This is a genomic window from Streptomyces sp. NPDC015127 (assembly GCF_043080095.1).
Lineage (GTDB): Bacteria > Actinomycetota > Actinomycetes > Streptomycetales > Streptomycetaceae > Streptomyces.
In genome coordinates, this window is sequence record NZ_JBIBVE010000048.1 from 1 (window position 1) to 14,269 (window position 14,269).

Below are 14,269 nucleotides of genomic sequence, written 5' to 3' on the forward strand. Positions count from 1 at the left end.
CTCTACCTCGCCGACTACGGCGCGGACGTCGTCGTGATCAACCTCAACAACGACTCGCTCTCGGTCAACGGCACCAACCTCCTGGCCTTCGACGCGCATCTCCAGTGGGGCGTCGAGAAGGTCAAGGGCCTCGCCAAGTTCGCGGGCCAGGGCCTGTGGAACGTGGAGGTCGCGGGCACCGGCTGGGTCGCCCTCACCTCCCGCGGCACGCCCATCGTCGTCGACTGCGGCCGTGGCGAGGACGAGACGTACGTCGACCCGGACGCCCTCGTCGCCTGGTCCCCGAACCTCAAGGTGAAGGGCAAGCGCAGCTTCAAGGCCTCCTCGCTCATCGGGCGGGGCAGCGGAGAGGCGTACCAGATGGCCTTCTCGGGCCAGGGCATCGTCGTCGTACAGCCGAGTGAGGACAGCACCGACCGCCTGCGGATCCGGGGCTGAGGGGGAGCGAGAACACACCATGCAGAGTCCGCTTTTCGGCTACGCCGAGCAGCAGTCCCAGGACCGGTACGTCGTGCAGAACCCGCAGCTGCTGCGGGTCAGCCTGACCGGCCACGACGACGTCCTCGCCCGCAAGGGCGCGATGGTCGCCTACCAGGGGCTGATCGACTTCGACGGCGAGTACCAGACGAGCAGCCAGCGCAGGGCCCGCGCCAAAACCGGTGAGGGTCTCGACCTGATGCGCTGCTCGGGCCAGGGCACCGTCTACCTCGCCAACCTCGCCCAGTACGTCCACGTGGTCGATGTGGACCAGGAGGGCATGACCGTCGACAGCGCCTATGTGCTGGCGCTCGACTCCGCGCTGCACACCGAGGTCATCGCGGTGGACAGCCAGTACGGCATCTCCGGATCCGGCAAGTACCAGCTCAACATCTCGGGCCGCGGCAAGGTCGCGCTGATGACGTCGGGTCAGCCCCTGATGATGATGGTGACGCCGGACAAGTACGTGAACGTGGACGCCGACGCCATCGTGGCCTGGTCCTCCGGGCTGCGGGTGCAGATGCAGGCGCAGACGCACTCCTCCAACGTGCGCCGCCGGCGCGGCAACACCGGGGAGGGCTGGGAGCTGAGCTTCCTCGGCCAGGGCTTCGCCCTCGTCCAGCCCAGCGAGGTCATGCCCCCGCAGAACGCGGACCTCGGGCAGGGTCTTCGCGCCCAGTACGGCGTGGGCCAGCACGGCTCCCACGCGCAGAACCAGAACAACGCCTGGAACTGAACGCCGGCGGTTCGGCGCAGCAGGTACGGACTGTAAGCGCCGTGCCCGCCAGCAGTGCCGGAGCGCCCCACAAGCCGAGTCGGCCGTGTTGACCCTCCGCGCCTTGGCGAGGAACGGAAACAATGCGGGGTGCTGCTGCATGCTTACTGTGCGTGTGCAAAGCTTCTTCCGGAGAGGTGAGCGAACGCACAGGGCCTGGCGCGATAGGCGCGGGTAGGGCCAGAAATACGGCTCAAAGCGCGCGTTTGCGCATGGGCTACGCAAGCACTGCTGGTGACGGACCGGATGGCGGCACGTTCGGGATGACTGCCGCTAGTGCGGCCAAGTGCCGATCTGCGGCCTAGGCTGTAACCGACCGCCCTCTAGTTGGGCTCGCGAGCCTCAGGGATGTGACAGCCACATGGTCATTTCTCATATGCGTCAGCCCTCATGGCCATTCACAGGCCGTGAGACGGAACTGCAGAATGCACAAGCCTCGCTGCAGGATGTGGACCGTGACGCGTTGCTGATCTTCGGCAAGGCCGGGGTCGGTAAGACTCGTCTGGCAGAAGAACTGCTAGCCCATGCCGCCTCACAGGGGATTCCCTGTGAGCGGGTGAAAGCCACCGCTGCGGCGGCGCATGTCCCTCTTAGCGCCCTTGGCCACCTACTAGCGTCTGATGTGACCAGTGTCGATCCTGTGGTTCTCTTCCAGGAGGCGCTCCAGTCGTTCTCGAAGCGCTCGCAAGCTGCGCAGTCCAAGAGGGCGAGCAGTCATCAGCGTGCACGCACGGTGCTGCTGGTTGACGACTTGCACCTACTGGACACAACTTCAGCAGTACTGCTAAGCCAGCTCCTCGACGCGAATGTGGTGTTCGTGATCGGCACAGTGAGGTCCGGACTGGAATGGCCGCCTGCCGTAGCCTCGTTCGACCGTGGCGACCGAACGCAAAAAGTAACATTGGAGGAGTTGTCTCCAGAGCAGGCGAAAGACTCGCTCGAGCGCATACTCGGCTCGCAGGTTGAGCGCGGCGCGGCCCGTAAGATTGCAGAAGTATCCGGCGGGAACTGGCTATTTATGAAAGAGCTCATTGACGATGCGCTCAGAAACGGAAGTCTGATCTCTGAGGACGGGGTATGGCAGCTACCCGGAGGTCTTTCGAGTACGTCCCAGTTGTCCGACCTCCTAACTTCCCGACTTTCCGGGCTAAACGAGAGCCAGCTGGAAGTGCTGCAAATGCTCGCGTTGTGCGAGCCGCTGGAATTCGAGGCGCTAGCATCCAACATAACGCCAGCAGACCTGAGTGCGCTCGAAGAGAGCGGGCTGCTCAACACCTCGCTCGACGTGCGACGCCTGTCCGCCACCCTGCCCCATCCGCTCTACGGGGAAGCAATTCGTGCTGAGTTGTCCCGGGCGGAGCGCCGTAGTATTCTACACGGCCAGGTTTCCAGGGTGCGTTCGCATGGCACCCGCCGCCGCAACGATGCTCTCCGCATTGCCACGTGGCAGCTGGACGCGGACGGCGTTGCGGACACCGATGTCCTAGTCCCAGCCGCACTTCTCGCCCGGCATGCCCACGATTGGAACCGTGTGGTGTCGTTGCTTTCAGCTGCTGCCGGGATAGAAGCGAATGCGCATCTCCAACAACTGCTGGCGGAAGCCCTGCATCAACTGGGGCATTGGGCTGATGCAGAGAAGTACTTCGCCAGCGCCCACGCACTCGCTGAAGATGACGGACAGGTCCTTGCCGTAGCCATGGAGCGGACCCAGAACCTGCTGTATGGCTTCGGATCCGCGGCGCGAGCGCTGGCAGTGAACGAGGAGGCCAAAGAGAAGGTCGGCACGGAAGGAGCGCTGCGCGTCCTGCAGGTCAACGAGGCAGCGATCCTCACCACCTCCGGCCGGCCGCAGCTGGGACTGGAGCTCCTGCGGGACGTCAGGAACGTGGAGGTCCCCCGAGTAAGGCTATGGGGCCAGTCCATGACAACGCTCGGCTACGGGCTGACCGGGCAGACAGCACTAGGCGTTGAAGCTGGCTTCCGCTCTTATGAGGAGCACCAGGAATTGGACGAGCTCGAGGAGCCCTCCGGCCCTTCGATGCCCGCAAGCGCCCAGGTGATTCCCTTGCTTGTTGCACTCACTGAGGCCGGCCAGCTTGCTCGTGCGCGCCGTGTCGGTGAGCGAGCCTTGCATGACGCCGTCGAGATGAAAGCCCTCCAGCCGCAGATCTGGCTCTGCCTCAACTTGGGCCGCTGCAGCCTAGTTGCCGGTGATGTTGCTGAAGCCCGCCGGTACCTTGTCGAAGCCCTCGCGGTGGCTCGCCACTACCGCTACCCGCGTGTCTTGAGCCTGGCTTCCTCCTACTTGACCGCAGCGGAGGTCCAGTCGGGCGCGAGGGAGCTGACTCCTGCCGCTGCCGCCGCAACCGCAGTCGGGACGCCGCAGGACTACTTGGCGGGCGAGGATAAAATAGGTCTCGCCTGGCTGCTGGTATCTCAGGGAAGAATTCCCGAGGCGCAGGAAGAACTCATCCAGGCAGCCAGCCTCAGCCGGTCTACAGGGCAGCTGGCCAGTGAGGCCTGGTTGCTCACCGAAGTGGCGCGCCTGGGAGCCTTCGAACGGGTGCGCGACCGCTTGGGGGAAATCGCAGGAGCTGCGGACAGCCCTCTCTACCAGGCGAGGTCTCAGTGGGCGAGTGCGGCTGTCAGCGAGAACCCTGAACTCATGCTGGCTGCCGCAGACCGATGCGCAGAGACTGGCCTGTATCTGCTTGCCGCGGAGGCCGCAACGATGGCCGCAGCAGGCTACCGCCGCGCCGGCCAACCCCGCCGGGCGACCGGCGCCTTGGTGACTGCCCAGAACTGGATGCGGAGATGCCAGGGGGCAACGACACCGCTCCTCGGCACGAACGCGCTGCCAGCACCCCTGACGTCAAGGGAAGCCGAAATAGCCGACAAGGCCGTACAGGGGCTTTCGAGCAGGGAGATCGCCGAGCAGCTCATTCTCTCGACTCGCACGGTGGACAACCACTTGCAGCGTATCTACTCGAAACTGGGCGTTGCTTCCCGGAGAGAGTTGGCTCTCGTCCTGGCCGCGACAGGCAACCGGAACCCCTCGGCACCTCCCGGATCCCCCAGACGCTGAGGGCTGGGGGGCGCGGCGGAAGCGGCCCGTGCAGCCACGACAGCGGCCGGGCGGGCTCGCGCATATGAAACACCTCAAGGGCGTTGCCGACGCAGGCAAGATGCGGTTCCGTGGCGATTTGGTGCCTGCGGATTGGCCTTCCAGCACGGGAAGGGCTTGACCTCGAAGCATTACGGCGGTTCAGTGGCTCATCCACTGAACCGCTGGAGTTGCCTTGGAGGACTACATGGAGCCCTTGCCGCGTGAGACGGTTGTTGACGTTCTGGAGTACCGCCTGCGCGAGGACATCCTGGCAGGCCGGCATCCAGCCGGCGGTTACCTTCCCCCCGAGAGGGAACTTGCAAGCGGCTACGGGGTCACCCGCACCACTCTCAAGCACGCCTTCGGCCGTCTGGCCCAGGCTGGGCTTCTGGAGACCCGGCACGGCGTGGGAACGCGTGTCCGCGACTTCACGAGGCTGGGGGGAGCGGATTTGCTGCCGATGCTGGTGCAGCACAGTCCTGACTGGGTCAGCGAAATCTTTGAAGTCCGCCGCAGTATTGGCGCACTGATCGCGCAGCGTGCTGCAATGCAGGCCACCGGCGCCCAGGTGACCGAGCTGCGTCAGCTGCTGTGTGCCATCGGGGATGCAGAGGGCGGCGACGGCGCACAACTGGCAGATATCGAGGTGCACCGCGCGCTGGCCCGGGCTACGGGCAACCGCGTCTACGTCCTGCTGACCAACACCCTCTTCAACGCCTATCTGCCCGTGCGCTCTGCTCTGGTGGAACCCTTTGCGGACGCCAGGGCCGCCCGTGATCGGCTGGCTCCAGTCGTGGAAGCCGTGGCGGCTGGCGACGCGCTGGCGGCGCATGCTGCAGCGGGAGAGTACCTGAGCGCAACCGAACGGATCATGATCGAGGGCCTTAAGAATCGGGGAGATGCCAGTGAGTGAGCGTGGCACAGCCTTCGCGGAGACGATGCTGGGAAGCGTGCGTCTCATGGGCGAAAACCGGGACCGCCCGGTCCGCCTCGATCTGCAGGTTCATGCCCACAAGGTGCTGCTGCCGCATCGCACCACACAAGCGACACTCAGTGGGCAGATCACGATCGCGGGGCAGGGCAATCAGGCGGTCGAAGGCCAGATGGAGATCTCCCCACTTGCCCGCCGCAGAATCCGCTACCAGCTCGCCTTCATTTTGGAAGGCCGCCGAGTCACGTTCGACGGGTGGAAATCCGTAACACCCAAGCGTCCGCTCAGCTCGATGACCGTCCTGCCGTACACGCTGTATGAAGACGGCAAGCAGCCATTAGGACGCGGAACCCTGCGCTTCCCAGTGATCACCGGCCTGCTTCCCTTCCTCGCAAGCTTCCGGTTCCCCTCACGAAGCGGAAGCAAGCACCTTCTGGCACCGCGCTGGAACGGCACGCCAGGCCGTACCGAGGTCTGGTACACCACCATGACCGACCCGGCAACCGGCAGCGGAGTATGGCTGCACCACGAAATCGTCACGCCAACCGACGGCTCTCAAGCCTTCGCCCACGGCTGGGCCGCCCTCTTCCCCAAAGACGGACCAGTCAAGCACGCACGCTTCGGCCCCGAACCATGGCGGGGCGCCCCAGATGGATTCTCAGCCAAAGACGTATCTGCCTTTCCCGGCCAGCTCGCTGGATCCGCAGGAGACTTCGCCTGGAAACTCACCGAAGAGTCGCAAGACGAGCCGCTCTACACCTTCCCCCGCTGGTCCTGGCAACGCCCTCTCCTGCCAGCCGCGCAGATCCTGCCAGCAGCCCAAGCCGCATACAGCGGCACGATTCGCCACGGAGACCAGAACCTCACCCTGGACCAAGCCCCAGGTGCAAGCGCCCGAATCTACGGCCACGGTAACGCACGCCGGTGGGCCTGGCTGCACGCCAACCTGGGAGACGGCAACGTACTGGAAATCGTCGCCGCTGTCTCCAAGAGGCCAGGACTGAACAGACTGCCCCCGCTGGTCTTCCTTCGGCTGAGAAGGGACGGACGCACTTGGCCCCGGCGCGCCGAACGCACTGCCGTCGGCTGGGCAGGACTCGGCCGCTTCCGGGCCCGAATCGGCCTGCCGCAGTGGACCGTCCAAGGCTGCGCAGGACTACGCCGCATACATGTAACCGTGACGCAGCCAGAAGACCGGACGCTGACACTCAACTACAGCGACCCCGACGGCTCCTCTGCCACATGCAGCAACAGTGAAACAGCCGACGCCGTAATCCGCCTGGAGCGATGGTGGGGAAAGTGGAGGCCAGAAGCCGAATGGAAGCTCTCTGGAACCGCCCACGCCGAAGTAGGCGACCGATGAACGGTACACAGAAGGCAAGCCTCGAAGGTATGGCCGCAGCACTGCTCGCGGACGATGGAACAGCAGCGTGGCCCAAGGCCGTACCTCGACGGCTCGAAGCGATGCTTGCGTCGATGCCCACCCCCGCACGGATTGCCGTGCTGAGCGCAGCCGCAGCAATTGACGTGTACGCAGCCGCACGCACTGGAAAACGACTCCACGCTCTCGGCACTGACGAGCGCGAGGCGGTTATCGTTTCACTGACCACCCGCAGCTCACTGGCGCAGCTCCTGGACGCCGTCAAGGTGCCTCTGCAACTGGCGGCAGGCACCGAGCGGATGCTCCACCAGACCCAGCGGACAGGCTCCTTAGCGCCGCCGAACGATCCTCCCTTGGACTGCACCCCGGCGCAGGACTGGCCCTCCCGCTCTACCGCCGACGTAGTCGTCGTCGGCTCCGGTGCCGGCGGTGCCATGGCAGCCAGAACCCTGGCCCAAGCCGGGCTGCACGTGGTGATACTCGAAGAAGGTGAGCACCACACCACGGCATCCTTCGGGCGTCGAGCACCCCTGGACCGTTTTGCTGAGATGTACCGCGATGGTGGGGCAACGATTGCCATAGGCAACCCACCAATCATCATGCCAGCAGGCCGAGCGGTAGGTGGCACCACAGTGGTCAACTCAGGTACCTGCTACCGCACTCCTCAACATGTTCTGTCCCGGTGGAGCAAGCGATTTGGCTTCGAGCCGGCAGCAGATCTCGACCCGCACCTTGATGAGGTCGAACGCACACTGCGCGTCGCGACCCAGCCACTCGATGTCCTGGGCAACAACGGATTGCTCACCCTTGCAGCTGCCGAAAAGCTTGGCTGGGCCGCTGCCCCTCTGCGACGCAACGCCCCAGGATGCAAGGGTTCTTGTCAGTGCATCGTGGGATGTCCCACGGGATCCAAACAGAGCGTCCAGCTCTCCGTACTGCCCGAAGCCAGTGCCGCAGGAGCCCGTATCGTTACCAGCGCCCGCGCCATGCGCCTCCTCACGGACCCGGACACGCCCGGAGGGCCAAGGGCCAGCGGGGTTCTCGCCAGACGCCCCGACGGCACTGAACTGGAGATCCTCAGCCCGCTGGTAGTCGTCGCCGCAGGCGCACTGCAGTCTCCGCCGTTGCTGCGCCGTTCCGGCCTCGGCGGACATCCCGGCGTCGGCCGAAACCTGAGCGTGCACCCAGCGACCAGCGTTGCGGGTCGCTTCGAGCAGCCCGTCACTCCATGGGAGGGTGTTCTGCAGAGCGTCGGCGTCGAGGAACTGCACCAGGACGGCATCTTGATCGAAGCAACCGCTCCGCCACCTGGTATGAATTCTTTCATCTTGCCAGGGCTAGGACGCGAACTGCGCCGTGAACTGGAGCAGTCCGGCCATCTGGCGACCCTCGGAGCCATGATCGCCGATCGCCCGTCAGGGCGCGTTCTGGGCCGGGACCGGACTCTGCTGCGCTACGACCTCGATCCGCGCGACGCCAGCCGCCTGCTGCGGGCCGTACGTGCCATGGGCCAGTTACTCTTCACCGCAGGCGCCCGCGAGGTGCTTACAGGCATCCCGGCAGCGCCCCGGGCCCGTACCCGCGAGGAACTGGAACAGATACTCAGCAGGGTCACAGCCCGGCAGATGCACGTATCGGCATTTCATCCGACCGGGACAGTCGCAGCTGGAGCGGATACCCAGATCGCACCAGCTGGTCATGACGGCCAGCTGCGCGGCATCCATGGGGTACTGATCGTCGACGGCTCCGTGCTTCCCAGCTGCCCGGAAGTGAACCCGCAACTAAGCATCATGGCAGCTGCACTAGCCATAACCGGGACCTATCTTGCGAGACACGGCGCCTAACGAGGCCGCTCGCTGCGGAGCCGTTCGGGGCTGTCGTCTGTGTTCACCTCCAGCGGGTCATGCGGCGGTTCTGTCCTCAAGTGTGGCGACCATCACTGCTCGTCCACTAGCGACGCAAACCCGGCATCAACTTACCGGAGCGGGCACCCGGAACGGCCGACATGCGTTGGGGTGGGTGTGAGAAAAGCAAGATCGAGGCGGCATCGCCGTCCGTTACCGATGCGAGGTTCCTTGCGCGCGCAGCAGCCGTTCCCGCTAGATGATCTGGCACATGTGCGGCTCGCCGCGTACCGGGCGGGCAACCCGTTCTTTCATCGCGCGCTGGTCGAGACGTTCTACACCCGGACGGTGTTCGCAGGTCGTGGCCTGCTGTTCCTAGCCCAACGCCCGCACTGGCGTGTCCATCTGGCGTTCTTCACACCCGGGGATGAGGGGGCGTGGCTAGTCCTGCTCCCGCATAGGGAAGACCATGGCACGTCGGCCTTGGCGCGGGAAGCGGCTGAGGACCTGGCCGCGCAGATGCACCGCACGTCATGGCATCAGGCCCTGGACTTGTTCGCCCTCCCTTCCCGGCTCGGCCGTGGAGCCCGCCGCGGTGCCCTTGGCAGGGATGGTTCCGTGAGGCAGCGGCGGCAGACCACCGCGCGCACTGCCTGACAGGCCACGGGACCTCCGGACTGCGTCGTTCGGTAATCCGCCTGTCAGGGCGCGGGCGTCCCGGCTGGTGGCTGTGTGGGCGTCTCAGGGACGCGGCAGCCGCCGACCGGGAGGTTCACCATAGAGGCCGGGGCTGCGACTGGGGGGCATGGCCCCGCCGCCCATGCCCTGTCATGGTCGCGCTCGCATGCCCGGGATCCGCATGGCATCCACGTCGTCCGCACTCCACCAGACCGACGGGCACGCCGCGCAGCCTGCTCCAGCCAGCGGGATCGTACAGGTCACCGGCCAACGTGCGTCACAGGCATACGTGGCTGGCTGATGCAGACGACCCGCACCAGCGTGCGCGGAGATGAGTGCGCCGTGACGCCGGGCCTAGCTGCTCGTTACAGCTGACGGACGCGTGAAGTGCACCCTTGTCACCACAGAGACGCGGTCCAGGGGGTTCTGGACCAGCCTCGGGCCAGAGCCCCCATCCGCTCTCATCAATCCCAGCCGTCAGCGGTAGGCACACTCCAGGCGCGGCCGCCGTTCCACTGGACCCAGCGCGGGTCGTCCAGCACCTCATCCGGATCGCTCAGCCCCGCCGCCTCCAGAAACACGATCACGTCGTGATCCGAGAACGCCCTCCCTAGACACTCCTCCCGGCCCCGGCGCATGACGCTCACCTGCCGACCACCCATCCCGGACGGCTCGCTCACCACGATCAACGCTGCCATCCCTCCACCATCTCGCTGAACACGACGTGCCGCACCGCACGCGTTCACCGACCCCTCTGGCCGCTCCCCAAGAGGCCACCACGCCCGGGAAGCGCTCGAGATGCGACCGCGCGGTGCAGGTGCTTCACCGTCTGTGTTTGTCGGGGTAAAAGGGAGCCACTGTTCCGCCGGTTTCGGGAGCCAGCCGAGTTCCGGTGGGATTGAGAGCCACCTGGTGTGATCGTGTGTGGCATGCCGCTGTTGGCGTAATGCAGGTGCTGGGCCATTCGGCCGTCCACGCTGTGCATGTTGTTTCACGGTCGTGTCAGGAGACCGCTGGGTGTACAGGTCGCGTGAGTGGCTCTTCGAGAAGATCCGTCAGGCCCGTCGGGAGGATCCGTCGGTGTCGGGGCGGGAATTGGCCGCGCGGTTCCGGGTGTCGCGGAACACGGTCGCGAAGGCGTTGGTGTCACCGGTGCCGGCGAAGCGGAAGAAGCCACCTCCGCGGCCGAGCGTGCTGGAGCCGGTGAAGGGCTTCATCGACGCCATGCTGCGCGAGGACCTGGATGCCCCGCCGAAGCAACGGCACACCATCGTCCGGATCATGGAACGCCTGGCGGCGGAGCACGACTTCGAGCTGGCCCGGCACACCACGGTGTGGGAGTACGTCAAGAAGCGGCGCCCTGAAATTACGGCGGAGCTGCGGCAGGGCCGGCGGATGCTGGACGGGATGGTGCCGCAGGCCAAACAGCCGGGCGAAGAGGCGGAGGTCGACTTCGCGGACGTGTGGCTTGACCTGGCCGGACAACGGCGCCAGTGCGTTCTTTTCACGTTGCGGCTGTCGTACTCCGGCAAGGCGGTGCACCGCGTGTTCGCCACGGCTTCGCAGGAAGCCTTCATGGAAGGACATGTCGAGGCGTTAGAGGTGCTCGGCGGGGTTCCGAGCATGCACATCCGCTACGACAACCTCAAGCCCGCGGTGAAGCAGGTGTTGTTCGGGCGGTCGCGCACCGAGTCAGCGCGCTGGGCGGCGTTCAAGTCCTGGTACTCGTTCTGGGCGTTCTACTGCACTCCGGGCGAGGACGGTGCCCACGAGAAGGGTGGGGTCGAGCATGAGGGCGGCCGGTTCCGCAGGAAGCATCTGGTGCCGCCTCCGCAGGTGGAGTCGCTGGCGGAGCTGAACGAGCGGCTGGCGGCGATTGACCTGGCCGAGTACGCCCGCCATGTCCATGGGCGGCCGACATCGATCGGGTTCGACTTCGAGCAGGAACGCGCACTGCTGCGGCCGCTGCCGCAGGACGCCTACGACTGCGGTATCGACCTGACGCCGGTGGTCGCCCCGCAACGGCCGGATCACGGTGCGGCAGTGCTACTACTCAGTGCCGGCGAAGTTCATCGGGCGGAAGGTCCGCGTCAAGCTACGGGCCAACGAGCTGTGGGTGTTCGACGGCCGCCAGGTCGTCGCCCGCCATCCCCGGCTGACCAGGCGCTACACCTACCACGACATCCTGGACCACTACCTGGAGATTCTGCTGGTCAAGCCCGGTGCGTTCGCGGTGCGTCTGCGCTCGCCCAGGCGAGGGCGGAGGGCGAGGTTCACGAAGGTCCACGAGGCGTTCTGGGCCGCGGCCAAGCGCAAGGCCGGGGACCGTGAGGGCACCCGGATGCTGATCGAGGTCCTGCTCCTGCACCGGCAGTTGCCGGCCGAGGCTCTGGCCGCCGGGATGGAGACGTGCCTGCGGATCGGCTCCGTCAGCACCGATCTGGTCGCGATCGAGGCCCGCAAGGCGATGGAGGACACCGACTCCGAGGACCTTGAACCCTCACTCGGCCTGGATGAGGACGGCACCGACACCGAGCCCAGGTCGGAGAACGCGTGCCTGGACGGGGGCGCTCAGGTGATCTCGCTGTCCGCGCGCCGCCTGCCCGCGGATACCAGGATCTCGCTGCCGGACATGAGCAAGTACGCTTCTGGCGCCGACCGGGAAACCGAAGACTACCACGAGGAAGGGCCACGGAGCATGACACCTCAGCAGAGCACCGTCACGGACGAGCAGGTGCCGCCGCGGCGGATGCCCCTGCCCGGCGACCCTGAGGACATGCTCATCGACGACGCCTGCCGCGACCTGAGGCTGCCCGCGTTCCGGGAGCGGTTCGTCGAGCTCGCCGCGACCGCCCGGCACGAGCAGGCCAGCTACAAGCAGTTCCTGCTGGATCTGCTGCAGGTCGAGTTCGCCGACCGGGACGTCCGCCGCCAGCAGCGGCTCGTGCAATTGGCGAAGTTCCCGCGCCCGAAGCGGCTGGAGGACTTCGACTTCACCCGCAACCCGAACGTCACTCCGGAGGTCGTCGCTGCCCTGAGGTCGCCGGGTTGGGTCCGCGAGGGCCGCCCGCTGGTTCTCATCGGCGACTCCGGCAAGTCCCATCTCCTCATCGGGATCGGCACTGCGGTCGCGGAGGCCGGGCTGTCGGTCCGCTACACCACCACCAGCGCGCTGGTGAACGAGCTCGCCGAGGCCGACGCGGGACGGCGGCTGTCGTCCGTGATCGCCCGCTACAGCAAGGTCGATCTTCTTTGTCTGGATGAATTCGGCTACCTCAACCTGGACCGCAAGGGCGCCAAACTGCTGTTTCAGATCTTTACCGAGCGGGAGGAACGCAAGGCGACTGCGGTCGCGACCAACTCCCCGTTCGCGGAGTGGGACAAGATCTTCGGCAACCCGAGGCTCTGCGCGGCCATCGCCGACCGGATCACCTTCCGCGCCACTTTGATCCAGACCGGAACCGAGTCCTACCGCTACCAGAGCACGGCCGGCGGCGGCAGCGGACCGAAGCCGTGACCGAGCAGATCGAATACAGTTTCGCCTCAAGAGCGGAGCTCAAGATCGACAAGGACCGAATATGCACTCAGGTGGAGTCCCCTCCTTCGAAGGAGAGGCATGGAACGTCGGCCAGCTCCGACGGGCACTGACTGACATTCCCGACGAGACCCCGCTGGTTCTTCTGGCCGAGTACGAGCCGGGAGAGGCCGAGGCGTACGTAGTGGTGGAGGGAAGCCTCCTGAGCCAGGCCGTCGCTCCGCGCATCGCACCGACCAGCGATGAATTCACCCTGCTCTGCCGCTTGCGAGATGACGAAACGGAGGACTGACGGATCTCAGCCTGGGGGCGTGTCCGCCTCCGCGGTCGAGCCGACAGGACCGAACCACTCCCGCGGGCGCGGCACCTTCTTACGCCGCCTGTTCTCGTCCCGGAGATCCTCCCCGGGGATCGACAGCGTCACCCAGGCCCCCTCCTCGGCGTCCACTTCCTCCGCGTCGGCGACCCACATCATGAAACGGCTCACAACCTTGCCGATCCGGCCGGTCTCCGCGCTGCCGGGCTGGACAACGCGCCGATGCTCGCCGACCTTCGGGGCCCCGAGTCGGTCCAGCTCAACAGCGTCTTTCTCCGGCCACAAACAGCACTCGTCCGCACACCCGCACCCGAGGGGGCATCCGCTGCCGGTGCCGCTCATCGTCAAAGTGCAAACAGCTCACGCAGATCAACCCGCCTCTCAGCGCCTCTTGGACCGGCAAGGCAGCTGTTCACAGCCCGGCGACCATGTTGAGGAACGGAATCCGCCGGTCAAACGCGTCGTGCTCATACCACAGGAGGCTCACCTCTGCGGCAGCGGAGATCCACAGGACCGGATCCGGGTGCTCGTCCTCGAGCACGGCACCATAACCACGATGGTCCTCGGAGAGATCCTCGATCAGCTCCTCAAGGTATTCCCTGGTCTCGTCGTCGATCTCGTCCTCGATCGACTCAAGGCACACCCGCCGCAGAACACGATTCATCGGCTCCACCACAAGGACGCCCTCACGGTCAGCGATAGGCACGGTGCTGCGGCCGCCGTCCAACGGATAGTAGTTGTCGAAAGCCGCCCAAAGACGGATGCAGTGGGGGGCGCAGGCCCCGTCCGGGAGAACGAGCTCACCAGCTCGCGGATGAGGTTCGGCGTCTCCATGGCTCCCCGCCGCCCGCAACCGGGCCACGGCGGCTTCGATCACGCTCTCGTCGACCATCTGACACCCCCGCAACTGACATGCCTGCCTCGGCCCATTCCACAACCGTCCCGATGAACACTCGCACGTCATCGACCGAGCCCAACACTGCCACCAGTACTCATCACACTTGCCGCCCTGCCGCCCAGGTTCACAGCGAGGGCCACAGCGCAGAACCGACCGAGCCTTTCGACGACACGAGAGCGGGCCCTTCCACTCGCGCCTGTCAGGGACGCGAACCAAAGGGCCCGTGACACTCACGCTAGTCTTCTGAGTCAGGAATTCTGTTCAGATGTGTAGGCTGGCTCCATGGCACGGACCGGGCGGCCGAAGGCCGAGTTAAGACTGTCGGACG

11 protein-coding genes and 2 pseudogenes are annotated in these 14,269 nt (G+C 65.8%); 10 read left to right on the forward strand and 3 right to left on the reverse strand.

The window, feature by feature from the left end:
• The 6 genes from ACF08N_RS36760 to ACF08N_RS36785 all read left to right on the forward strand — a co-directional run.
• On the forward strand, window positions 1-438 hold a 438-nt coding region (locus tag ACF08N_RS36760; RefSeq protein ID WP_392329073.1), incomplete at its 5' end, for an AIM24 family protein.
• A gap of 19 nt (window positions 439-457) precedes the next feature.
• Window positions 458-1,213, forward strand: coding sequence for an AIM24 family protein (locus ACF08N_RS36765; RefSeq protein ID WP_392329074.1), 756 nt, complete (start codon window positions 458-460; stop codon window positions 1,211-1,213).
• Between the two features lie 400 nt (window positions 1,214-1,613).
• The gene (locus ACF08N_RS36770; protein WP_392329075.1) at window positions 1,614-4,337 is read left to right on the forward strand and encodes a LuxR C-terminal-related transcriptional regulator; all 2,724 of its coding nucleotides are present in this window, start codon (window positions 1,614-1,616) and stop codon (window positions 4,335-4,337) included.
• A 214-nt stretch (window positions 4,338-4,551) separates the two neighbouring features.
• Window positions 4,552-5,271, forward strand: coding sequence for a FadR/GntR family transcriptional regulator (locus ACF08N_RS36775; protein ID WP_392329076.1), 720 nt, complete (start codon window positions 4,552-4,554; stop codon window positions 5,269-5,271).
• Window positions 5,258-6,652, forward strand: a complete 1,395-nt coding sequence (locus ACF08N_RS36780; RefSeq protein ID WP_392329077.1) for a hypothetical protein — start codon at window positions 5,258-5,260, stop codon at window positions 6,650-6,652. Before ACF08N_RS36775 ends, ACF08N_RS36780 begins: the two co-directional genes overlap by 14 nt.
• Window positions 6,649-8,514, forward strand: coding sequence for a GMC family oxidoreductase N-terminal domain-containing protein (locus ACF08N_RS36785; protein ID WP_392329078.1), 1,866 nt, complete (start codon window positions 6,649-6,651; stop codon window positions 8,512-8,514). The genes ACF08N_RS36780 and ACF08N_RS36785 overlap by 4 nt, the downstream gene beginning before the upstream one ends.
• A gap of 1,142 nt (window positions 8,515-9,656) precedes the next feature.
• Here ACF08N_RS36785 and ACF08N_RS36790 read toward each other — a convergent pair.
• Entirely contained in the window at window positions 9,657-9,890 is a 234-nt protein-coding gene (locus ACF08N_RS36790) for a hypothetical protein (protein ID WP_392329079.1), read from the reverse strand.
• A 415-nt stretch (window positions 9,891-10,305) separates the two neighbouring features.
• Here ACF08N_RS36790 and istA point away from each other — a divergent pair.
• From istA to ACF08N_RS36810, 4 genes and pseudogenes are all read left to right on the forward strand, one after another.
• Window positions 10,306-11,106: pseudogene (istA, locus tag ACF08N_RS36795) on the forward strand (IS21 family transposase); the annotation flags it as partial.
• A 142-nt stretch (window positions 11,107-11,248) separates the two neighbouring features.
• Window positions 11,249-11,299: pseudogene (locus ACF08N_RS36800) on the forward strand (hypothetical protein); the annotation flags it as partial.
• A gap of 9 nt (window positions 11,300-11,308) precedes the next feature.
• Window positions 11,309-12,709 (forward strand): IS21-like element helper ATPase IstB, encoded by a 1,401-nt coding sequence (gene istB / locus ACF08N_RS36805; protein WP_392329083.1) that lies wholly within the window; start codon window positions 11,309-11,311, stop codon window positions 12,707-12,709.
• A gap of 61 nt (window positions 12,710-12,770) precedes the next feature.
• Window positions 12,771-13,019 carry a DUF6225 family protein gene (locus ACF08N_RS36810; protein WP_392329080.1) on the forward strand — a complete coding sequence of 83 codons (249 nt, stop codon included), beginning with the start codon at window positions 12,771-12,773 and terminating at the stop codon, window positions 13,017-13,019.
• A 6-nt stretch (window positions 13,020-13,025) separates the two neighbouring features.
• Here the strand turns inward: ACF08N_RS36810 and ACF08N_RS36815 are convergent, their stop codons facing one another.
• Together ACF08N_RS36815 and ACF08N_RS36820 are read right to left on the reverse strand one after the other, a co-directional pair.
• The gene (locus ACF08N_RS36815; protein ID WP_392329081.1) at window positions 13,026-13,385 is read right to left on the reverse strand and encodes a hypothetical protein; all 360 of its coding nucleotides are present in this window, start codon (window positions 13,383-13,385) and stop codon (window positions 13,026-13,028) included.
• A 70-nt stretch (window positions 13,386-13,455) separates the two neighbouring features.
• Window positions 13,456-13,935 (reverse strand): hypothetical protein, encoded by a 480-nt coding sequence (locus ACF08N_RS36820; protein WP_392329082.1) that lies wholly within the window; start codon window positions 13,933-13,935, stop codon window positions 13,456-13,458.
• Between the last annotated feature and the right edge of the window lie 334 nt (window positions 13,936-14,269).

What these genes read in the sequence shown, in the direction of transcription:
- ACF08N_RS36810 (WP_392329080.1), top strand. Translation starts at nt 12,771, where the DNA reads ATGCACTCAGGTGGAGTCCCCTCCTTCGAAGGAGAGGCATGGAACGTC.
- ACF08N_RS36780 (WP_392329077.1), top strand. Translation starts at nt 5,258, where the DNA reads ATGCCAGTGAGTGAGCGTGGCACAGCCTTCGCGGAGACGATGCTGGGA.
- ACF08N_RS36820 (WP_392329082.1), bottom strand. Translation starts at nt 13,935, where the DNA reads ATGGTCGACGAGAGCGTGATCGAAGCCGCCGTGGCCCGGTTGCGGGCG.
- ACF08N_RS36785 (WP_392329078.1), top strand. Translation starts at nt 6,649, where the DNA reads ATGAACGGTACACAGAAGGCAAGCCTCGAAGGTATGGCCGCAGCACTG.
- ACF08N_RS36790 (WP_392329079.1), bottom strand. Translation starts at nt 9,890, where the DNA reads ATGGCAGCGTTGATCGTGGTGAGCGAGCCGTCCGGGATGGGTGGTCGG.
- ACF08N_RS36815 (WP_392329081.1), bottom strand. Translation starts at nt 13,385, where the DNA reads ATGAGCGGCACCGGCAGCGGATGCCCCCTCGGGTGCGGGTGTGCGGAC.
- ACF08N_RS36765 (WP_392329074.1), top strand. Translation starts at nt 458, where the DNA reads ATGCAGAGTCCGCTTTTCGGCTACGCCGAGCAGCAGTCCCAGGACCGG.
- ACF08N_RS36770 (WP_392329075.1), top strand. Translation starts at nt 1,614, where the DNA reads ATGGTCATTTCTCATATGCGTCAGCCCTCATGGCCATTCACAGGCCGT.